Below are 20,374 nucleotides of genomic sequence, written 5' to 3'. Positions count from 1 at the left end.
CACACCCTGTGGACCGGGCCCTCGGCGTTTCCCGGCCCGGCGGTACTCTCCCCCCGTGACCGACCCCAGCGAGCCCGCCCTCTCCGCCGAGCCCCCCGTCAGCCCCGCCGGGCCCGACACCGTCGTGCCCACCCGAGCCGCCGTGTCCGACGGGTCCGCCGTGCCCTCTGTGTTCCCACCGCCCCCCGGGGCCCGCGCGTACCCGCTGCGGACCGCGCGCGGGGCGTTCGCCGTGGTCGACGCGCCCGTGCCCGCCGGTGTGGAGCAGCGAGGTGTCGTGCTGCTGCTGCCGGGGTTCACCGGCAGCAAGGAGGACTTCCACCGGCTGCACGGGCCGCTGGCCGCCCGCGGCTACCGGACCGTCGCCGTGGACGGCCGGGGGCAGAACGAGTCCGACGGCCCCGCGGACGACGAATCGCCCTACGCCCAGGAGGAGTTGGCCCGTGACGTGCTCGCGCAGGCGTCCGCTCTCGGCGCGCCCGTGCATCTCGTCGGCCACTCCCTGGGCGGGCAGATCGCCCGTGCCGCCGTCCTTCTGGACCACTCGCCCTTCGTCTCGCTGACGCTCGTCTCCTCCGGCCCGGCGGAGATCTCGGAGTCCCAGAAGCAGCGCGTGAAGCTGCTGCACGACGCGCTCGCGGTGATGACGATGGCCGAGGTCTGGCAGGCCATCCTGGCGATGGGGGCGCCGGAGGAGGTGGGCGGCCCGGCCCGGGGCTTCGGCAAACCCGCCCAGATGCGGCAGCGCTGGCTGAACCACAAGCCGGCCCAACTCCTGGTCACCGGACGCCGGTTGTGCGTCGAACCGAACCGGGTCGCCGAGCTCGCCGCCGTCCCGCTGCCGTTCCACGTGCTGTCGGGCGCGTCGGACGACACCTGGCCGATCCCCCTCCTCGACGCGATGGCCGGGGAACTGCGGGCGCGCCGGACGATCGTGCCGGACGCCGACCACTCCCCCAACCAGGACCAGCCGCTGCCGACGGCCCACGGTCTCGCCGACTTCTGGGACGGCCTCGCGAACACCCGCCGGAACTAGCCGGGAGCCGGACCGGAGCCGGTCGAGAGCCGGTCCGAAGCCGGCGGCGCTGCCGGTCGAGCGGCTAGTACTGCGTCTGTACGTGCTCCCAGAAGCCGTCCCGCAGCGCGCGTCGCAGGTCCGCCTGGCCGCGCAGCGAGTACTGCAGGATGCCCTCGGCTTCCACGAGGAGGTCCTGGTCGACGGAGCCGGGGAGGTAGGGATGGCCCGGCAGCAGCTCGGCCAGGTTCTCCCTGCCCCGCGCCGCCAGCCACTTCGCCGCGATCTGCGCGCCGGCGAAGCGGACGGCCTCACGGGTGGGCCGGCTCGCGCCGGCCGCCTCGTAGGCCGCGGCGGCGCGCCGGGCGACGTAGGGCTTGAAGAAGTCGAGGTCGAGGGTGCGCTGGCTGTCGACCTCCCAGAGCAGCGGCTCGGCCTGGTTGCGGCCTTCCGGCGCCTCGATGCCCCACAGGTGGACGCGGGCGCCGTACCCCTGCGCGGCCTCCACCGCCGAGACCAGGTCCTCGTCACCGCCCAGCAGGGCCGCGTCGCTGATGGCCCGGTGCCGGGCCAGTGACTCCAGGTCGGTGCGGATCAGCGAATCGACGCCCTTCTGCTGGTTGTTGGCGTTGAGGTTTCCCAACCGCACCTTTACGTCCGGCAGTTCGGCGATGGACTGCTGCTCGGAGGTGTGGATGCGCCGCCGGGCGCCGTCGTACCAGTAGACCCGCAGAAGTCGGCTGTCGGCGAAGATCGAGCGGGCACGGTCGATGAGCGCCTCGATCAGACCCTCGGCGTCGAGGTCGAAGGCCCGGCGGTCCTCCGTCCCGGCCACCAGACGTCCCGCCGCCGCGTACAGGTACCCCGCGTCGACGAAGATCGCGTGGGTCGAGGGCGTCTTGGCCACCTCGACGAGCATGCGGATCAACAGCTCGTTCGTGCGGTCGATGCGGGCGGCGAGTGCCGGGAGGTCGTCGTTCATCGCCTCCATTGTCCCGGTGGTCACGCTGCGAACACAACCGGTCCCGTTCAGTCGACGCAAGCTCCCTTACTCGCTAGTAATTAGTCGTTCGAAAAATTTCTTTAGCGTAGGGAATGTTTGTAACACGCATGCCGTTGACTCCCTACGTAACCAAGTAGTTCTCCTCAGGAGGATGACCAGACGAAGGGAGAAGCCATGCGCTTCGAAATCATGCGACTCGACGACGTCGACGGGACCCCCGTGGACAGCACCGTCGTGGACGCCGCCTCCGTCAACCGGATCGTTCAGCAGGCCGCCGCCATCGGGCAGCGGCTGTGGATCCGTCCGGCCGACCCCACGGCCTCGTAACAGCGCGGGTCCCCCTACAGGTTTGCGAGCCCCCTACGGCACCGCCGTAGGGGGCTCTGCTGTCCGCGTGTGCGCAGGTCAGCTCGACCGGACGACCTCGGTGATCCCGTTGATGATCTGCTGCACCGCGATCGCGGAGAGCATCATGCCCGCCAGCCGGGTCACGAGGACCACGCCGCCGTCCTTGATGACCCGGATGATCAGCAGCGAGTACCGCATCACCAGCCACAGCACGACGTGGATGGCGAGGATGGCCGCCCAGACCGAGGCCTGTGCCGCCGCCCCGTCCGCCTTCTGCACGGCGAGGATGACCGACACGATGGCGCCCGGGCCGGCCAGCAGCGGCATGCCCAGTGGGACGAGCGCGACGTTGACGTCCTTGGTCTGCTTCGGCTCGTCGGTCTTGCCGGTGAGCAGGTCGAGCGCGATCAGCAGGAGCAGCAGCCCGCCCGCGATCATCAGCGCGGGCACGGAGACGTGCAGGTAGTCGAGGATCTGATGCCCGAGGAGCCCGAAGACGGCGATCACTCCGCCCGCCACGCAGACGGCCTGGAAGGCCATCCGCTTCTGCACCTTGCCGGGCCGTCCGGCGGTGAGCGCGAGGAAGATCGGGGTGATCCCGGGAGGATCCATGATGACGAAAAGGGTGAGGAAGAGGGAGCCGAAGACGGTGACGTCGAACATGGTTGGGCCTTGCGGAGAATGGCTACCGCTGTGGGCGGTCGTTCCGTCGGGGCCCCGCTGCCCTATAGGCACTGGGGGAGGAACGGATGGGCACAGCTGCAGCACGGGGGACGTGGAAACGGGGCCGGAACTCAGACTCCGCCGGTCCCCGGGACGGGGAACGCACCCGTCGCCCGCCGGGTGATCTCCCCGTAGACCTCGGGGTCGGTGGTGTACTCGCCGAGCACGCACGTCTTGCGGCTGCCGTGGTAGTCCGAGGAGCCGGTGACCAGCAGCCCCAGGTCACGGGCCAGTCCGCGCAGCCGCGCGCGGGTGTCCGCGTCGTGGTCCATGTGGTCGACCTCGATGCCGTCGAGGCCGGCGGCGGCCAGCTCGGCGATCACGGTCTCCGGCACGGTGTGCCCCCGCTTGCTCGCGCCGGGGTGGGCGAAGACGGTGACTCCGCCCGCGCCCTTGACCAGCCGGATCGCCTCGAAGGGGTCGGTCTCGTGCTTCCCGACGTGGGCCCGGCCGCCGTCGGCCAGCCAGTCCCCGGTGAAGGCGTCGTTCACGGTCGGCACGACGCCGAGCTCGACCAGGGCGGTGGCGACATGCGGCCGCCCCACGGATCCCTCCCCCGCGATCCGGGCCACCTGCTCCCAGGTCACGGGCACGTCGAGGTCGTTCAGCCGGGCGACCATCGCGCGCGCCCGGGGCACCCGGTCGTCCCGCACCAGCTCGCGTTCGGCGAGCAGAGCGGGCTCCTCGGGGTCGAAGAGGTAGGCCAGCATGTGCATGCTGACCCCGTCGACGCGGCAGGACAGCTCCGCGCCGGTGACGAGGGTGAGCCCGGCGGGCAGTGCGGCGACGGCCTCGGCGTGTCCGCGGGTGGTGTCGTGGTCGGTCAGCGCGACGACGTCCAGTCCGGCGGCGGCGGCGCCTCGCACCAGCTCGGCCGGGGTGTCCGTACCGTCCGAGGCCGTGGAGTGGCAGTGCAGATCGATGCGCACGACGCGGACTCCAGTCGGGGACGGGCGGAAGGGGACGCTCCAGCATAGCTGGAAATCAGACCGCCCCTGTCACACCCGAAACCCCCTGGCGCCCCCTACAGGCACCGGCCCCGGCAGAGCGCCCTGCCGTGCGGCGGCCGGACCCCGACCCCGAGGAGCGTCACGAAACGCGGAGCGCTACGGCTCGAGGAGGCGCGGCGACAGCGCCCCGCAGGGCACCAGCTCCACCTCCGCCCCCGCGTCCCGCAGATCCGTCAGCACCAGCTCGTCGTACATCAGCAGTCCGGACTGCTCGGGCCACACCACCGCCCACAGCCACATCCCCCGCGCCTCGCCCGCGAAGACCGCGCGGTCGTCGGGGGTGGCCGAGACATGCCACAGCGGGGTGGGCCGGCCGGCGGCGAGCAGCTTGGCCTGCGGAGGTTTCTCGACGCTCATGTACGGCCCCGGGTCCGGCCCGTCCACGCCGGCGTAGCGCGCGCCCAGACCGACGCCCAGCTCCTCGGCGACCAGGATCAGCTCGCCCATGCCGCCCAGCGGTCCGGGCCCGGAGCACGCCACCGCGGTGGCGCGGCCGCCGCTGCGGTCGTCGCCCGCGTAGGTCACGCCGGTGAAGAGCCAGCCGACCGGCAGCGGCCAGGGCATCCACACCGGCACCTGGGTGCGGTGCACGACAACACTGAGCGCCTCGACGCTGGGCGGGATCACAGGCTGCAGCGGATGGACCGTCCCGTGCACATCGCACTGCCAGGAATCGGCGAAGAGTCCGGGAGCCCTGACCCGGCCACCACACTTCGGGCAACTGGGTTCGCCCCTCATAGAGCCCCACGGTCCTACCCGAGCACGTCCACGTCAAGGACGATCACCCGTCCGGACGGAACCGATTGTGGAACCGGTCACCCTCGAGGGTCTACATGTAACTTGCATTAATTAGCTGCGCTAACTTACTGTGTGTATATACCAACTACCTGCGAGGGGTGAGACACACCATGGACCCGTTCGACGAGGGAGCCGAAAGCATCCTGCGGCAGCCGAAGGCGGTGTGGGCGACGGCCGGCGCGTCCGTCGTCGCCTTCATGGGCATCGGCCTGGTCGACCCGATCCTGCCGTCCATCGCCCAGGGGCTGGACGCCACGGCCGGGCAGGTCTCCCTGCTCTTCACCTCGTACTTCCTGATCACCGCGCTCGCGATGCTGGTCACCGGCTTCGTCTCCAGCCGCATCGGCGGCCGCCGGACGCTGCTCGCCGGCCTCGCCCTGGTCGTCGTCTTCGCGGGCCTCGCCGGCACCTCGGACTCGGTCGCGCAACTGGTCGGCTACCGCGCCGGCTGGGGACTGGGCAACGCCCTCTTCGTCTCCACCGCGCTCGCCGTGATCGTCGGCGCGGCGGCCGGCGGCAGCGCGGCGGCCATCCTGCTGTACGAGTCCGCCCTCGGCCTCGGCATGGCCTGCGGACCGCTGCTCGGCGCACTGCTCGGCGACGCCAGCTGGCGCTACCCGTTCTTCGGCACCGCGTTCCTCATGGCGATCGGCTTCCTGTGCATCACGGTGTTCCTGAGGGAACAGCCGAAGCCGGCCCGCAAGACCTCGCTGCTCGACCCGCTCAAGGCGCTCGGTCACGGCGGTCTCGCCTCCGCCGCCGCCTCGGCCTTCTTCTACAACTACACGTTCTTCACCGTGCTGGCCTTCACACCCTTCGTGCTGAACATGACCCCCTACAAGTCGGGAGCGGTGTTCTTCGCCTGGGGCGTGCTGCTCGCGGTGTCCTCGGTGCTCGTGGCCCCGCGACTGCAGAAGCGGTTCGGCTCGCTGAGGGTGCTCGGCGGCTCGCTGCTGCTGCTCGCCGCCGACGTGCTCCTCCTCGGCTACGGCGACCACACCACGGCGGTCGTGTGCACGATCCTGTCGGGTGCGTTCATCGGCGTGAACAACACCGTCTACACCGAGTTGGCGCTCGGCGTGTCGGACGCCCCGCGCCCGGTGGCGAGCGCCGGGTACAACTTCGTGCGGTGGTTCGCGGCCGCGGCGGCGCCCTACTTCGCGCCGAAGATCGAGGAGTGGACCGACGTCCACGTGCCGTTCGTGGTGGCGGCGGTGACGGCGGTGCTCGGCGCGGCCGTGGTCGTCGTCCGGCGCGGGGCGCTCACCGCGGAGGCACGTGAACTCGAGCCGCGGCACGCGACGGAGGACGGGGTCACGGTCTTCGCCGGCTGATCCCCGCGCTCCCCTGTCGCCAACCGGCTGCCGACGACGCCGCGTTGGTGACGTTCCTCACGAAGCGTCAGTCGAGCGGGACGGACCCGCGGGACGGATCCCGCAGGTCCGTCCCGTTCGTCAGCCAGCGCTCCTGAAGGGCCTGGGCGCCGTGCACGCGCTTCCAGGCGGCCTCGTTCGGGGTCATGGGCAGCAGCGGCAGGAAGCGGACCGGGTCGAGGGGCTCGTCGAGCTCGAGGTCTTCGACCAGACCGCCCGGCTCGGCGACCAGGACCGAGGTGAACGGAGCGCCGGGCCACAGGGGCCCGCCCACGTCGAGGGAGGCCCCCGGCGCCACCACCACACCCTCGACCTGCGGGGACGCGGCGAGCACGGCGAGCGGACGGAGCACCTTGTCCGTGTCGGCGTCACCCGGTCGGACGGACAGGAGCAGTTCGGCTCGCGGGCCCTTCACCGGGTCCGCGAGCACCGCCGTGGGGTCGCTCATCGGCTGCGCGGACATGCCGAGCGTGGCGTAGCGGACGATGTCCCCCTCGCGGAAACGCAGCACCTCGACGCGGTCCGCACCGAGGAAGGTGACCGCCGCGCGGGCGTCCGGCTCGCCCAGCGCCGTGCACAGACGGGCCTCGACCAGAGGAAGAACATCAGCCATGCGGCGAGCATAGAACTCGTCAGTGCGCGGCAAAGCAGCACCTTGACACTTCGGTCGACTGCTACTCTGGCCCGGTGGTTCGGGGCAGCACGCTGAAGCGTCGCGATCTTGCCCCGACGCAGACGAGACTCCCTCACGAGGGACCGGCTGGAGGAGGTGGGGCTGTCATGGATCGAAGTCACCCGTGCAGTACCACTCGCTCTTCCAACCACTGACGCAACTGCTCTGGCCTCTTCGCCTCCGGCTGGTCGCCGACTCTCGCGCTCATCTTCATGCGGAAGAGCACTTCGTTTCGTTTTGCCTGATCTGTCTCAGCTGAATCAGTAGCGAAGCTCGCCACCGCGACGGAGCGGTGCTCCCCGCTTTGTGGACGTGCCAAACCTCTTTCCCCGCCTCGATGGTCGGGGAGACGCCAAGTCAGGACGTCCCCATTCCGGGCAGTTCCACCCGTCGTGGCGGTCTTTCTTTGCTCGTCGCGAAGGAGCCTGCCATGTCGATGATCCGCGACCTCCGTGCCGTCGTCCGCCCCGCCCGCCCCTCCCTGCGCAAGGGGGGCGGGCGTACGGACAACGGCGCCTACGACACCACCCGCGACCCGGCCACGCCGTCGGCCGTCGTCGACTGCGCCGTCTACCGCGACGGCGCCCGTGTCGCGTTCGCCCAGGCGCCGACCCCGCAGGAGGCCATGCGCCAGGTGCGGCGTGACGGGGGCTTCGTGTGGATCGGGCTGCACGAGCCGACCGAGGCCGAATTCGCCGGTATCGCCGCCGAGTTCGGGCTGCACCCGCTGGCCGTGGAGGACGCGGTGCAGGCCCACCAGCGGCCCAAGCTGGAGCGCTACGACGACTCCCTCTTCACCGTCTTCAAGACCATCCACTACATCGAGCACGACCGGCTCACGGCCAACAGCGAGGTCGTCGAGACCGGTGAGGTCATGTGCTTCACCGGCAAGGACTTCTTCATCACCGTCCGGCACGGCGGCCAGGGCTCGCTGCGGGCACTGCGCCACCGCCTCCAGGACGACCCCGAGCTGCTCGCCAAGGGCCCCTCGGCGGTGCTGCACGCCATCGCCGACCACGTGGTCGACGGCTACATCGCGGTCGCGGACGCCGTGCAGGACGACATCGACGAAGTCGAGACGGAGGTGTTCTCGCCCGGCCGCAAAGGCGCCCCGCGCGGCACGGACGCCGGCCGGATCTACCAGCTCAAGCGTGAGGTGCTGGAGTTCAAGCGCGCGGTGTCGCCGCTGCTGCGGCCCATGCAGCTGCTGAGCGAGCGGCCGATGCGGCTGGTCGACCCCGACATCCAGAAGTACTTCCGCGATGTCGCCGACCACCTGGCCCGGGTCCAGGAGCAGGTGATCGGCTTCGACGAACTGCTCAACTCGATCCTCCAGGCCAACCTCGCGCAGGCCTCCGTCGCGCAGAACGAGGACATGCGCAAGATCACCTCCTGGGCCGCCATCATCGCCGTGCCGACGATGGTCTGCGGGGTGTACGGCATGAACTTCGACTACATGCCCGAGCTGCACTGGAAGTACGGGTACCCCGTGGTCATGTCGGCCATGGTGGCCCTGTGTGTGGGCATCCACCGCACCCTGAAGCGCAACGGCTGGCTGTGAGGGCGCCCGGCTAGGCTGGCGGCATGACTAGCGAGCTGATCGGCCGGGCCCACGGGGACGGGGCCCACGGGGACCAGGCCCTCGTCGAGCGGGCACTCGTCGAGGAGGCCACCAAGAAGTCCGGCCTCGTCTGGGTCCGGGGCGCCGGCGAGACGGCCGCGCGTGCGCTGTGGCACGTCTGGCACGAGGGCGCGGCCTGTCTGGTCGGCGACGGGCCGGGCGAGCAGCCGCTGCCGGGGCTCGTCGGGGGCGGCTCGGCCGAGGTCACCGTCCGCAGCAAGGACAAGGGCGGCCGGCTGGTCTCCTGGACGGCCCGGATCGTCGAACTCACGCCCGGCTCCGAGGCGTGGGAGGCGACCGTCGCCGAGCTCAGGGGAAAGCGGCTGAACGCACCCGACGGCGAGGCCATGACGGAGCGTTGGACCCGGGAGTGCCGGGTGCTCCGGCTGGAGCCGACCGGCGGCACCTCGCCGCTGCCCGACGGGGATCTGGCCGCGCCGCCCGTTCCCACGCCGGCCACGACACGCGAGGCGGCGCCGGCCGCGCTCCCGAAGCTGCTGCTGAAAAAGCGCAGACGGAAGTAGGCGCCCGGCGGGCGGCGACGTCCTGACAGGGCACCGCTACGACGTCGGGAGCTGCTTGCCGTAGTCCACCGTCTCGCCCTTCGCCGGTTCCTCGAGAGCGAAGTCCTTGCCCCAGGCCGAGAAGCTCAGCGTGCCCGCCCCGCCGGCGCGTTCCAGGCGCAGCGGGTACGGCTTGCCCTCCAGCGACACGTCCAGCGTGCCGCCGGAGCCGCCGTCACCGGTGATGCGGACCGTGCGGACGCCGGACTGCTCGTGGTGGCCGTCGGTGTCCAGCGAGCCGTGCAGCGTCAGCAGACCGTCGAGCAGGAGATCCTTGTCCGTGAAGCCGCTGAACTTCTTGTACGACGGGTCGCCCGTCGGCACCTTCACATACTTGCCGTCGAGCTTGTCCCCGGCCGCCGCGTCCTTGCCGTCGTCGGACTCGGCGTCCTCGTGCTTCCAGAACGCCGCGTCGGCCTTCAGGAACAGCTGCTCGCCGACCCGCAGCAGGTGGAAGGTGGCCCCCTCGGCGGTGACCGACCCGGTGGCGCCGTCCGCCTTCAGCCGCATGTCGAGCTTGTACGTGCGCCCGCTGGTGACCACGTTCCCCGACAGGCGCACCGCGTCGACCGAGCCCGCGGCCGACTTCGTCTTCGCCTGGATCTCCTGGGCGGGGAGTCTGCCCACCCCGTTCGTGCCCGCGTCCGGATCCTCACTGCATCCCGTCAGTCCCAGACCCACGGCCAGCGCGCACAGCGCGCTCACCAGCGGGACCCGGCGCGCACGGTTCTGGGGAATCGCAGTCACAGGGAGAGTCGCCTTTCTCCGGGGGTGTGCCGAGCGGCGTACGGCAGCGTACCGGGGTCGCGGAGCACCGGCGGAGCCAGTCCGTCCGGACCGCCCACCAGGGCGTATCCGATCGGGACGGGCTAGCCTTAAGCCCGCACGAGCGGGCATTCGGGAGAAGTGCGTCACCCCTGACGACACGGACGGTCGCTCCGTGGAGAAGTCCGTGGAGAGGCCCGTGCGGATGTCCGTGCGCAAGTGTGCAGAGAAGGAGGTGCGGTGATGGCAGCGGGCGCCCCGCGGATCTTCGTCTCGCATCTCTCCGGCATCCCCGTCTTCGATCCGAACGGCGACCAGGTGGGCCGGGTGCGCGACCTCGTCGTCGTGCTGCGCGTCGGCCGGCGGCCGCCCCGGGTGCTCGGGCTGGTCGTCGAGCTGTCCACGCGGCGGCGCATCTTCCTGCCGATGACCCGGGTCACCGGCATCGAGTCCGGACAGGTCATCACCACCGGCGTGCTCAACGTCCGGCGCTTCGAGCAGCGGCCGACCGAGCGGCTGGCCTTCGGGGAGCTGCTCGACCGGCGGGTCACGCTCGTCGAGACCGGTGAGGAGGTCAGCGTCCTCGACGTGTCGGTGCAGCAGCTGCCGGCCCGCCGGGACTGGGAGATCGACCGGGTCTTCGTCCGCAAGGGCAAGAAGGCGAGTGCCTTCCGGCGGGCCAAGGGCGAGACGCTGACCGTGGAGTGGTCGGCGGTCACCGGGTTCTCGCTGGAGGAGCACGGGCAGGGCGCGGAGAGCCTGCTGGCCACCTTCGAGCAGCTGCGCCCCGCCGACCTCGCCAACGTCCTGCACCACCTGTCGCCGAAGCGGCGCGCCGAGGTGGCCGCGGCTCTCGACGACGACCGTCTCGCCGACGTCCTCGAGGAGCTCCCGGAGGACGACCAGATCGAGATCCTCGGCAAGCTGAAGGAGGAGCGCGCCGCGGACGTCCTGGAGGCCATGGACCCCGACGACGCCGCCGACCTGCTGTCCGAGCTCCCGGAGCAGGACCAGGAGCGGCTGCTGAGTCTGATGGAGCCCGCGGACGCGGCCGACATGCGGCGTCTGATGGCCTACGAGGAGCACACCGCGGGCGGCCTGATGACCACCGAGCCGATCGTCCTGCGGCCGGACGCCACCGTCGCCGACGCCCTCGCGCGCGTGCGCAACCGCGACCTCTCCCCCGCGCTCGCCGCGCAGGTCTACGTCTGCCGCCCGCCCGACGAGACGCCGACCGGCAAGTACCTCGGCACGGTCCACTTCCAGCGGCTGCTGCGCGACCCGCCGTACACCCTGGTCAGCTCGATCATCGATGACGACCTCCAGGCCCTGGCGCCGGACGCGGCGCTGCCGGTCGTCGCCGGGTTCTTCGCGACGTACGACATGGTCGCGGCCCCCGTCGTCGACGAGGCGGGCTCGCTGCTGGGCGCGGTGACCGTGGACGACGTCCTGGACCACATGCTGCCCGAGGACTGGCGGGAGACCGAGTTCCACCTCGACGAGGGCGCGACCGAGGCGGTGGGCCCGCATGACTCCTGATCGCGAGAGCGGCGGGCGCGCCGAGCGCACCCCGGTGGGCGCCACGGCGTCCAGCCGGCACCGGGCCCGGCTGGACCAGCCGCGGCCGCCCCGGCACCGGATCCTGCCCGAATGGGACCCGGAGGCCTTCGGACGGCTGTCGGAGCGCATCGCGCGTTTCCTGGGCACCGGGCGGTTCATCGTCTGGATGACGATCGTCATCATCGTCTGGGTCCTGTGGAACATCTTCGCCCCGCGCGACCTGCGCTTCGACAACTACCCCTTCATCTTCCTGACCCTGATGCTCTCGCTCCAGGCCTCCTACGCGGCCCCGCTGATCCTGCTCGCGCAGAACCGGCAGGACGACCGTGACCGGGTCAATCTGGAACAGGACCGCAAACAGAACGAGCGGTCCATCGCCGACACCGAGTATCTGACCCGGGAGATCGCCGCCCTGCGGATCGGTCTCGGCGAGGTCGCCACCCGGGACTGGATCCGTTCCGAGCTCCAGGACATGGTCAAGGAGCTGGAGGAACGGCGGGACGGGCGTCACGAACATGCCGTATTCCCGGCAGAACGGTCGCGGGGACGTGACGTAGACGACCGGTGACGGGCTTACCGGGGCCACCGCGGCGCGCCGTACCATCGTGCTTATGGCTAGCGAAGACGCGGTGCGCGAGGCACTGGCGACGGTGAACGACCCCGAGATCAACCGGCCCATCACCGAGCTCGGGATGGTGAAGTCGGTGGAGATCGGTGCGGACGGGGCGGTCGCGGTCGCCGTGTACCTGACGGTCTCCGGCTGCCCGATGCGCGAGACGATCACGCAACGCGTCACGGACGCGGTCTCCGCCGTGGAGGGCGTGACCCGCGTCGACGTCGTTCTGGACGTGATGAGCGACGAGCAGCGCAAGGAGCTGGCGAACGCCCTGCGCGGCGGCCAGACCGAGCGCGAGGTCCCGTTCGCCAAGCCGGGCTCGCTGACCCGCGTGTACGCGGTGGCGTCGGGCAAGGGCGGCGTCGGCAAGTCGTCGGTGACGGTGAACCTGGCGGCGGCGATGGCGGCCGACGGCCTGAAGGTGGGCGTGGTCGACGCCGACATCTACGGCCACAGCGTGCCGCGCATGCTGGGCGCGGACGGCCGTCCCACGCAGGTCGAGAACATGATCATGCCGCCGTCCGCGAACGGCGTGAAGGTCATCTCCATCGGCATGTTCACCCCGGGCAACGCCCCGGTCGTCTGGCGCGGCCCGATGCTGCACCGCGCGCTCCAGCAGTTCCTGGCGGACGTGTACTGGGGCGACCTGGACGTGCTGCTGCTCGACCTTCCGCCGGGCACCGGCGACATCGCGATCTCGGTGGCCCAGCTGGTCCCGAACGCCGAGATCCTGGTGGTGACGACCCCGCAGCAGGCGGCGGCCGAGGTCGCCGAGCGGGCCGGCTCCATCGCGGTGCAGACCCACCAGAAGATCGTCGGCGTGGTCGAGAACATGTCCGGCCTGCCGTGCCCGCACTGCGGGGAGATGGTCGACGTCTTCGGCACCGGCGGCGGACAGTCGGTGGCCGAGGGCCTCACCCGCACGACCGGCGCCAACGTCCCGGTGCTCGGCTCCATCCCGATCGACGTCCGGCTGCGCGAGGGCGGTGACGAGGGCAAGCCGGTCGTCCTGACCGACCCCGAGTCCCCGGCGGGCTCCGCGCTGCGGGCCATCGCGGGCAAGCTCGGCGGCAGGCAGCGCGGCCTGTCGGGACTGTCGCTGGGAATCACCCCGAGGAACAAGTTCTAGACCGGCACCACGGCGTCGCCCGCCCGTGAGGGTGCCCTCCGCTCGGGGGGCACCCTTTTCGTCGTGCCTAGGCGTACTCGGCGATGTCCTTGATCGCGGAGAAACCGAGGCCGTACGCGCTCATGCCGCGTCCGTACGCCCCCAGGTGCACCCCGCCCTCGGTGGAACCGGCCAGCACCCAGCCGAACTCGGACTCGCGGTAGTGGAACGGGGTCGGCACACCGTCGACCGGCAGCGACAGCGTCGACCAGTCCGGTCCCGCGAGGTCGTCGGCGAGGACCCACGCCGTCTCGGTCTGCTGGTCCAGCCAGTCGTCGCGCAGGCTGTGGTCCATCTGGCCCGGCCAGGTGAAGGACAGCAGGCCCACACCTGCCAGCCAGGCCGCCGAGGACACGGAGGTGGCCTCGAGCAGACCGGTGCCGTCCGGGCTGCGCCGGACGGGGTTCGCGGCGACGGTCACGACGACCGCGAACTTCCCTCGGTCCTCGCCCGCCGTCTCGTGCCGTACGGAGGGCTCGTCGCCGTGTCCGACGCAGCCGTGCTCGACGGCCCCGTCGGCCGCCGTGCCCACCTGCATCAGCCAGCGCGGCCCCGTGAAGGCCTCGTCGAGGCCGTACCAGGGAAAGGGTGCCTCCAGGTAGCCGTCGACCGTACGCCGGACGGAGGGGACCTGTGGTCCGCCCTCCGCGGCCGGCGTCTGCGCGACTGCCCGACTCGTCGTCTCCATGTGCCCGGACGCCTCCTCGTTCTCGACGGAACGACCGGCCCGCCCCCCTTCGGGCGTACTCGTCCGCTCCGCACAACAACCAGGCAGCATAGCCACCCCGCTCCCGGCTGCCGGGAATCCACCCGGCGCGTGCGGCGTGCGCCCCCTCACATCGGGGGGGGCGTGGGTGACTCAGGTGGCGTCCGCGTCGAAGGGCGGACGGTCGTCCTTGCCGGGCTCCTCGGGCTTCTTGGTCATGTCGACACGACCGCCGCCGGACGGGGACGAGGACGGCGAGGAGGACGACGAACCCGAGGCGGCGGTGTCCGTGTCGCGGCTGTGGACCGCGTCCGTGACCTCGGCCATCTCCTTCTTCAGGTCGAAGCCGTTGCGGAGCTCCTTCAGCCCCAGCTCGTCGTTGTCCAGCTGCTTGCGGATGAACGTCTTGGGGTTGAGGTCCTCGAACTCGAAGTCCTTGAACTCCGGCCCCAGCTCGCTGCGGATGTCCGCCTTGGCGCTCTCGGAGAACTCGCGGATCTTCCGGACGGTGCGCATCACGTCCTGGATGACCTTCGGGAGCTTGTCCGGACCGAAGACGAGCACGGCCAGGACGATCAGCGTCACCAGCTCGAGCGGTCCTATGTCATTGAACACCTGAAGCTCCTTGCGATGTCCTCGGTCCTCGGTCCTCGGGCCCTCAGTGGTCAGTTCGGGTCTTCCGTGGTCCGGGCCGGGTCCACGGTACCTGTCGCACCTGTCCGACCGGTACTGTCCCGGACCTCCGTCTGCGTGTACGCGGCCGGTTTTCCGCGTTGTTTGCCATGCCGGACCGACTTTCGCGGTCCGGCCTGTGACGTTTCCGTCAATCGGCGGGCGAACGGAGGTGTGCGGGCCGCGCGGGCCGGGGCGCGGCGTGTCAGCCGCCGCCGGACGAGCCGAGGACCAGCGTGAGGGTGCGCTCGGCGCCGTCGCGCAGGATCGTCAGCCGCAGGCGGTCGCCGGGCCGGTGGGCGCGGGTTCTGACGATCAGCTCCTCGCCGGAGTGGACGCGCTGTCCGTCGACCTGGGTGACGACGTCTCCGGCCCGCAGCCCGGCCCGGGCGCCGGGGCCGCCCGCGGTGACCGGGGGGCCGCCGTCACCGCCCTTCGCGCTGATCCGGGCGCCGTCGCCCGCGTACTGCAGGTCGAGGCTGACGCCGATGACCGGGTGGGTCGCCCTGCCGTTGTTGATCAGCTCCTCGGCGACCCGCTTGCCCTGGTTGATCGGGATGGCGAAGCCGAGGCCGATCGAACCGGACCGCGCGTTGCCGGCGCCCACGCCGTCGTCGGCGGAGCGGATCGCGGAGTTGATGCCGATGACATGGCCCTGCGCGTCGAGGAGCGGCCCGCCCGAGTTGCCGGGGTTGATCGGCGCGTCGGTCTGCAGGGCGTCGACGTACGACACGTCGTCGGCGTCCCCGCCGTCACCGCCGGCCGTGATGGGCCGTTCCTTGGCGCTGATGATGCCTGAGGTGACGGTGCCCTCGAGGTCGAAGGGGGCGCCGATGGCTACGACCGGGTCGCCGACCCGGACGTTGTCGGAGTTGCCGAGGTACAGGGGCTTCAGCCCCTTCACACCGGTCACCCGCACCACGGCGAGGTCGTATCCGCTGTCCCGGCCGACGACCTCGGCCTCGGCTGTCTGGCCGCCGTTGAAGACGACGGTTATCCCGCCGTCGCTCCCGGCCGGCTCGACGACGTGGTTGTTGGTGAGGATGTAACCGAGCGAGTCGAGGACGAATCCGGTGCCCGTACCGCCCTCGTCGCTGCCGCTGACGTGCAGGGTGACGACGCTGGGCAGGGCACGGGCGGCGATCCCGGCCACGCTGTCCGCGGCCCGTCCGGCGGGCTCGGCGGACGCCTGCGGCAGCCGGACCGGGTCGAGCCCGCCGTTGCGCTCGAGATACACGCCCACGGCTCCGCCGAGCACGCCGGACACCAGCGCGACGGCGAGAGCACCGCCCACCAGCTGTCTCCGTACCCTGCGCCGCCGCTCCCCGGCGGCCATGGCCTCGGCCCCGCTGTGCTGCCACGTCCCGCCGCCCGCTTGCGCTTCCAGCCGCGACCCGGCAGCCCACGGGTCGTAGCGCTGCCATGGGTCGAAGCCCCCGTCACGTCCGGACTGGCCGGACTGGCCGGACGGGGCTGACGGGGCTGACGGGGCCGATCCGGATACGGCTGGGGAGGCGAGGAGGTACCCGGGGTCGGCGAGGGCCGCGGGAATTGTGCCGTGAGCGGCATCGGCATCCGGGACGGGTGCCGCAGCCTGATCCGGCCTGGGCACGGCGCCCTGGGCGTCGACGGAGCCGGCCCCGGAAGCGCCGACCGGCACGTCACCGGAGGTGGCGGGGGTGGCGGCGCTGGCGGCGCTGGCGGTGGCGCCGGAGATGGCGGCCGAGCCGGGGCCGGGTGCGTCGGCGCTGCCGGACATGGCCGCCGAGCCGGGGCCGGGGGCTCCGGTGCCGGACGTGGCGGCCGAGGCGGTGCCGGGGGTGGTGCCGATGGCCGGTGCCGGATCGGCGGGCGGCGGGCACGGCCCGGGGACGGGCGGGAGCGGGGCCGCCTGCCGCGGGACCGACGGAGCCGACGGGGCGGGCGGGAGCGGGGCCGCCTGCCGCAGGGCCGACGGGGCCGACGGGGCCGACGGGGGGACGGTCACGCCGGGAGTCGCCGCGCCGCCGGGGGCGGCAGCGATCGCCGGGTGCTGGACGGGGGGTGCGGGCGCCCAGGGGCCCGGTTCGCCGTACGGCGGGGTGCTGTACGGGTCGGGGTCGTGCAACGGCTTGGGGCGCTCGACGGCGACCGGCTCCGGGACAGCGGCCGACTCGACGACGGGAACGACGTCGGCGCGGTCGGCACCGGGGTAGGCGGACGCCTCCTGCGAGCCCGTCCCGCCGAAGACCTCGTCGCTGGGCACGGCGTCGCCGTGAGGGGCGTCGCTGTGGGAGGCGTCGGCCGTACCGGGCGCGTCGGAGGCTCCGTCGGCGAGGCCGTCCTCGCGGCGCGGCGCGGCGTCATGGGCGCGTGTCTCACCGGACGCCGGGCCCGCGGGGCCGTCCATCTGCGTCGAGGGGGCTTCGTCGGAAGCAGGGGCCGCGACGGGGTCCACGGGGCCGGCGGGCCGGGCCAGTTCGAAGTCGCCGTCCGGGGTGGGCGGCGGGGGCGCAGGCGCACTGCCGGCGTCGTCCGCGGTGTGCCGGTCCCCCGTGGGTTCCTGCGGTCGAGGCCGACTCCACCACTTCGCCTTCGTGGGCTTCCCCTCGTCCATGCTCTCCCCACCCGCGCACTCCGCTTTCGCGTCCGGCAGCCTGGCCGAACGCGGTCATCCCTGGATTCAACCAGGTTCGCGGCGGAGTGGCGCGGGCCCGGCTCAGCGAGCGTTGCGCAGGAAGGGGGAGGAGGAGGGAGCGGCGGTGGTGTCGGGGGCGGGTGCGGCGAGCAGATCGATACCGGTGACCTGAGGTGCTGCGCTCCAGGCGGTCAGCGAGGTCGGCGGGGTCGTGCCGAGCGGACGTATCAGCGGGGACATGGCCGCGGCCCCGGCCACCATGGGCGTGGTGAGCCGGTGCAGGACCTGGTCGCCCCGGCCGGCGGCCGGAGCGGGCACGCCGGGCAGCAGCGGAGCGGAGGCCTCGGTCGGGGCCGCCGGGGTGTCGCCGAGCTGGCCGCCCTGGGAGAGCAGGGGGCCCGCGGCGCGACGACGCTGGCTCTCCGATGTCGCCGAGGAGCCCGTGCCCGGAGTGCGGGCCGGCGTCACGTTGCTTCCGGAGCCCGCCCCGGCCCGGCCGTCCGCGGTCGTGTCGATCGGGGCGACGGTGGTCATGCCGCCGAGGGCGATCGCGGCCAGCGACACCGCGCCGGCGGCGACGAACGCGAACCGCATGCCGCGGGACCGCTCGGAGTCATGACGTTCGCCGCCCCGGCCCAGAGGGTGGATGCGAAAGCCCCGGTCCGACGCGGGGGAGAACACGGAGCCGTGATCGCGGGCCGGCACATAGCCGAACTCGAACGGCTCCTCCCGTCGCGTCCCTCTCACTCCGAAGACTCCGTCGGTGAAGCCGCCCCCGCCCGGCCGCGGGCCGCCGGGGTCCGGATCACCTCCCCCGGGAAGCCCCTGGAGACGGGCCAGGAAACTTTCGGAGGGGGTGGGCGGTGCGACCTCCGCGAAGACGTTCTTCAGCCGGCGCTGCGCGTCGACCTCGGACTTGCACTTGGGACAGGTCGCCACGTGCGCCAGCACGCGCTCACGGGTGTCGTGACCGAGCTCGCCGTCCACCAGGGCGGAGAGCCGGTCTCCGAGATGCTGCTCCGCGAGGAGCCTCTCGGCGGCGTTGTGTCGGGATCCACTCACGCGGTCGCGCCCCCTCCTCCCAGAGCGGGCACGCGCGCCATGAGGGGACGGCGTCCGGCGCGCGCCTCGGGCGAGCGGTGCGCGAGGGCCTTGCGCAGCTGGGAACGGCCGCGGTGGATGCGCGAGCGGACGGTGCCCAGCTTGACGCCAAGGGTCGCGGCGATCTCCTCGTAGGAGAGGCCCTCGATGTCGCAGAGGACGACCGCGGCACGGAACTCGGGCGCGAGGGTGTCGAGAGCCTGCTGGACGTCCGCGTCGAAGTGGGCGTCGTTGAAGAGCTGCTGGGGGGTGGGCTCCTTGCTGGGGAGCCGCTCGGCCGCGTCGTCGCCCAGCGCGTCGAAACGGATGCGCTGCTTGCGGCGGACCATGTCGAGGAAGAGGTTGGTCGTGATGCGGTGCAGCCAGCCCTCGAAGGTGCCCGGCGTGTACGTCGACAGGGAGCGGAAGACGCGGACGAAGACCTCCTGGGTGAGGTCCTCGGCGTCGTGCTGGTTGCCGGTCAGCCGGTAGGCGAGCCGGTAGACCCGGCCGCTGTGCATGCTGACGATCTCCTCCCACGTGGGCGGAGTCCACGCCTGCCCGTCCGCGTCGGTGGTGAAGGTCGCGGTCTGGGCTTGTCCGGCGGCGGCGCCGGCGTGGCTGTGGTCAGCAGCGGTGTCGTTCACGGATTTCGGCCTGCCCGCCGACCCGAGAAAGCGCCGCAGCACTCGTCCCCGATCAACGCGTGCGGCCGCACCTCCCCTGTCGGCTCTGGTGGTGTCCAGTGGAGCCCCTACCATAGCCACCTCGCCCGTTAGCTCCGGATAAGCGGTTTTACGAGAGATTGTTGTACGCCGACCGGGGTCGCACGGCCGCGTCAGCGCCTGGTCGGCGCCCGGTCCCCCATCGTGATCCAACTGTGTCCCCCCGTCGTCGTTCCCACCCCTTCAAACGTCCGGTCCCATCTGCGGGTTCCCGGCGGCAACGGATACAGTCACGCCGAGGCAACCACGGGGACAGGAGAGGGTCATTACCGGCAACCGGCAGGCAAGCTGGGCGTTCGCCGACGCCTATGCCGCCGAGGACGAAGCGCTGCGCTGGGCCCGCGACCGCGCCCGTGAGGCAGGGCTGCGCTCGGTGTCGCCCAGCACGGGCGCCGCGCTGCGGATGCTCGCCGCCGCCGTGGACGCGAAGGCGGTCGCCGAGATCGGCACCGGTACCGGCGTCTCCGGGATCCACCTGCTGTACGGGATGCGCCCGGACGGCGTCCTGACGACCGTCGACCCGGAGCCGGAGCATCAGCAGTTCGCCCGGCAGGCCTTCCGCGCCTGCGGCTTCGCCAGCAACCGGGCCCGCTTCATCCCGGGCCGCGCGCTCGACGTGCTGCCCCGCCTCGCGGACGCCGGCTACGACCTCGTCTTCTGCGACGGCGACCGTCTGGAGCTGCAGGAGTATCTCGCTGAATCGTTGCGCCTGCTGCGCCCCGGCGGCATGGTGGCCTTCGAGGGCGTCTTCGCCAACGGGCGCACGGTCGATTCGGGGCCGCAGCCCACGGAGGTCATACGCATCCGGGAGCTGCTGCGGGCGGTGCGCGAGAGCCAGGAGCTCGTGCCCTCACTGCTGCCGGTCGGCGACGGGCTGCTGTGCGCGGTCAAACGCTGACGACGCAGACGCCCCGCGCGCCGCGTCCGGCCCGCTGACGGCGGTCCGGCGGCGGCCGTCGAGTCCCGGACGGCCATTGGCCCCTTGGTCTGTTGGCCTCTTGGGCTCTTGAGCCGTCAGGGCCCGACCCCTCTCCCGGACGTGTGCCGGGGATCGCGAGAGGCGTGCGAACACGACCGCTCCGGCGCCCAGAAGGACGCCGGAGCGGTCGAAGAGAACAGGGTCGCTTGCGCGTCAGCCGACGACCTTCTTCAGGGCGTCGCCGAGCGCGTCGGCCTCGTCAGGGGTCAGCTCGACGACGAGCCGCCCGCCGCCTTCGAGCGGAACGCGCATGACGATGCCCCGCCCCTCCTTGGTCACCTCGAGCGGGCCATCACCCGTTCGCGGCTTCATGGCCGCCATGCTCGTTCCCCTTCCTGAAACCAGCTCATCGCCAAAGC

General features: G+C 71.9%; 21 protein-coding genes. 9 read left to right on the top strand and 12 right to left on the bottom strand.

The genetic code is table 11. The features are described 5' to 3' along the window. Nucleotides 1–160 precede the first annotated feature (160 nt). Nucleotides 161–1,036, top strand: coding sequence for an alpha/beta fold hydrolase (locus QF032_RS25825; RefSeq protein ID WP_307050306.1), 876 nt, complete (start codon nt 161–163; stop codon nt 1,034–1,036). 64 nt (nt 1,037–1,100) lie between these two features. Here QF032_RS25825 and QF032_RS25820 read toward each other — a convergent pair whose 3' ends face one another. Continuing rightward, nucleotides 1,101–1,997 carry an NYN domain-containing protein gene (locus QF032_RS25820; protein ID WP_307045716.1) on the bottom strand — a complete coding sequence of 299 codons (897 nt, stop codon included), beginning with the start codon at nt 1,995–1,997 and terminating at the stop codon, nt 1,101–1,103. 195 nt (nt 1,998–2,192) lie between these two features. On the opposite strand from QF032_RS25820, the gene QF032_RS25815 reads away from it, so the two are divergent. Then, complete coding sequence (locus QF032_RS25815) at nt 2,193–2,345, top strand: hypothetical protein (protein ID WP_107105381.1); 153 nt, start codon at nt 2,193–2,195, stop codon at nt 2,343–2,345. Between the two features lie 78 nt (nt 2,346–2,423). Here QF032_RS25815 and QF032_RS25810 read toward each other — a convergent pair whose 3' ends face one another. From QF032_RS25810 to QF032_RS25800, 3 genes are all read right to left on the bottom strand, one after another. Next, nucleotides 2,424–3,029: a MarC family protein gene (locus QF032_RS25810; RefSeq protein WP_307045714.1), complete on the bottom strand. Its 606-nt coding sequence runs from the start codon at nt 3,027–3,029 to the stop codon at nt 2,424–2,426. 131 nt (nt 3,030–3,160) lie between these two features. After that, complete coding sequence (locus QF032_RS25805; RefSeq protein WP_307057658.1) at nt 3,161–4,018, bottom strand: PHP domain-containing protein; 858 nt, start codon at nt 4,016–4,018, stop codon at nt 3,161–3,163. 177 nt (nt 4,019–4,195) lie between these two features. Beyond that, on the bottom strand, nt 4,196–4,837 hold the full coding sequence (locus tag QF032_RS25800; protein ID WP_307045710.1) for a DUF6758 family protein: 642 nt from the start codon (nt 4,835–4,837) through the stop codon (nt 4,196–4,198). Between the two features lie 170 nt (nt 4,838–5,007). On the opposite strand from QF032_RS25800, the gene QF032_RS25795 reads away from it, so the two are divergent. Then, a complete protein-coding gene (locus QF032_RS25795; RefSeq protein WP_307045708.1) occupies nt 5,008–6,231 on the top strand; it encodes an MFS transporter in 1,224 nt (407 codons plus the stop codon). A 67-nt stretch (nt 6,232–6,298) separates the two neighbouring features. On the opposite strand, the gene QF032_RS25790 is transcribed toward QF032_RS25795, so the two are convergent. Then, on the bottom strand, nt 6,299–6,883 hold the full coding sequence (locus tag QF032_RS25790; protein WP_307045706.1) for a suppressor of fused domain protein: 585 nt from the start codon (nt 6,881–6,883) through the stop codon (nt 6,299–6,301). A gap of 490 nt (nt 6,884–7,373) precedes the next feature. Here QF032_RS25790 and QF032_RS25785 point away from each other — a divergent pair, with 490 nt between their 5' ends. Then, nucleotides 7,374–8,504 (top strand): magnesium and cobalt transport protein CorA, encoded by a 1,131-nt coding sequence (locus QF032_RS25785; protein ID WP_307045704.1) that lies wholly within the window; start codon nt 7,374–7,376, stop codon nt 8,502–8,504. A 23-nt stretch (nt 8,505–8,527) separates the two neighbouring features. Continuing rightward, entirely contained in the window at nt 8,528–9,088 is a 561-nt protein-coding gene (locus QF032_RS25780; RefSeq protein ID WP_307045702.1) for a hypothetical protein, read from the top strand. 36 nt (nt 9,089–9,124) lie between these two features. On the opposite strand, the gene QF032_RS25775 is transcribed toward QF032_RS25780, so the two are convergent. Beyond that, on the bottom strand, nt 9,125–9,874 hold the full coding sequence (locus QF032_RS25775; RefSeq protein WP_306949424.1) for a hypothetical protein: 750 nt from the start codon (nt 9,872–9,874) through the stop codon (nt 9,125–9,127). Nucleotides 9,875–10,135: 261 nt separating this feature from the next. On the opposite strand from QF032_RS25775, the gene QF032_RS25770 reads away from it, so the two are divergent. Genes QF032_RS25770 through QF032_RS25760 form a run of 3 tightly spaced genes read left to right on the top strand, consistent with a single transcriptional unit; the run spans nt 10,136 to nt 13,197 of the window. Further along, nucleotides 10,136–11,431, top strand: a complete 1,296-nt coding sequence (locus QF032_RS25770) for a magnesium transporter MgtE N-terminal domain-containing protein (protein WP_306949425.1) — start codon at nt 10,136–10,138, stop codon at nt 11,429–11,431. After that, a complete protein-coding gene (locus tag QF032_RS25765; RefSeq protein ID WP_307045699.1) occupies nt 11,421–12,020 on the top strand; it encodes a DUF1003 domain-containing protein in 600 nt (199 codons plus the stop codon). The genes QF032_RS25770 and QF032_RS25765 overlap by 11 nt, the downstream gene beginning before the upstream one ends. 43 nt (nt 12,021–12,063) lie before the next feature. Beyond that, nucleotides 12,064–13,197 carry an Mrp/NBP35 family ATP-binding protein gene (locus QF032_RS25760; protein ID WP_107442045.1) on the top strand — a complete coding sequence of 378 codons (1,134 nt, stop codon included), beginning with the start codon at nt 12,064–12,066 and terminating at the stop codon, nt 13,195–13,197. Nucleotides 13,198–13,264: 67 nt separating this feature from the next. Here the strand turns inward: QF032_RS25760 and QF032_RS25755 are convergent, their stop codons facing one another. The 5 genes from QF032_RS25755 to sigE all read right to left on the bottom strand — a co-directional run bounded on the left by QF032_RS25755 (nt 13,265) and on the right by sigE (nt 19,000). Then, the gene (locus QF032_RS25755) at nt 13,265–13,924 is read right to left on the bottom strand and encodes a hypothetical protein (RefSeq protein WP_306949427.1); all 660 of its coding nucleotides are present in this window, start codon (nt 13,922–13,924) and stop codon (nt 13,265–13,267) included. A gap of 171 nt (nt 13,925–14,095) precedes the next feature. Further along, on the bottom strand, nt 14,096–14,557 hold the full coding sequence (locus tag QF032_RS25750; RefSeq protein ID WP_307045697.1) for a sec-independent translocase: 462 nt from the start codon (nt 14,555–14,557) through the stop codon (nt 14,096–14,098). A gap of 262 nt (nt 14,558–14,819) precedes the next feature. Continuing rightward, nucleotides 14,820–17,210, bottom strand: a complete 2,391-nt coding sequence (locus QF032_RS25745; protein ID WP_307057656.1) for a trypsin-like peptidase domain-containing protein — start codon at nt 17,208–17,210, stop codon at nt 14,820–14,822. Between the two features lie 102 nt (nt 17,211–17,312). Beyond that, entirely contained in the window at nt 17,313–18,293 is a 981-nt protein-coding gene (locus QF032_RS25740; protein WP_307045693.1) for an anti-sigma factor family protein, read from the bottom strand. Beyond that, nucleotides 18,290–19,000, bottom strand: a complete 711-nt coding sequence (gene sigE, locus QF032_RS25735; RefSeq protein ID WP_306949431.1) for an RNA polymerase sigma factor SigE — start codon at nt 18,998–19,000, stop codon at nt 18,290–18,292. Before sigE ends, QF032_RS25740 begins: the two co-directional genes overlap by 4 nt. A 235-nt stretch (nt 19,001–19,235) precedes the next feature. Here sigE and QF032_RS25730 point away from each other — a divergent pair, with 235 nt between their 5' ends. Continuing rightward, on the top strand, nt 19,236–19,934 hold the full coding sequence (locus tag QF032_RS25730; RefSeq protein ID WP_306955947.1) for an O-methyltransferase: 699 nt from the start codon (nt 19,236–19,238) through the stop codon (nt 19,932–19,934). 234 nt (nt 19,935–20,168) lie between these two features. Here QF032_RS25730 and QF032_RS25725 read toward each other — a convergent pair whose 3' ends face one another. Next, nucleotides 20,169–20,336: a DUF3117 domain-containing protein gene (locus tag QF032_RS25725; RefSeq protein WP_003966491.1), complete on the bottom strand. Its 168-nt coding sequence runs from the start codon at nt 20,334–20,336 to the stop codon at nt 20,169–20,171. Nucleotides 20,337–20,374: the final 38 nt, after the last annotated feature.

It is taken from the genome of Streptomyces achromogenes (assembly GCF_030816715.1).
Classification (GTDB): Bacteria; Actinomycetota; Actinomycetes; order Streptomycetales; family Streptomycetaceae; genus Streptomyces; species Streptomyces achromogenes_A.
This window is presented reverse-complemented; position numbering and strand designations above follow the sequence as displayed.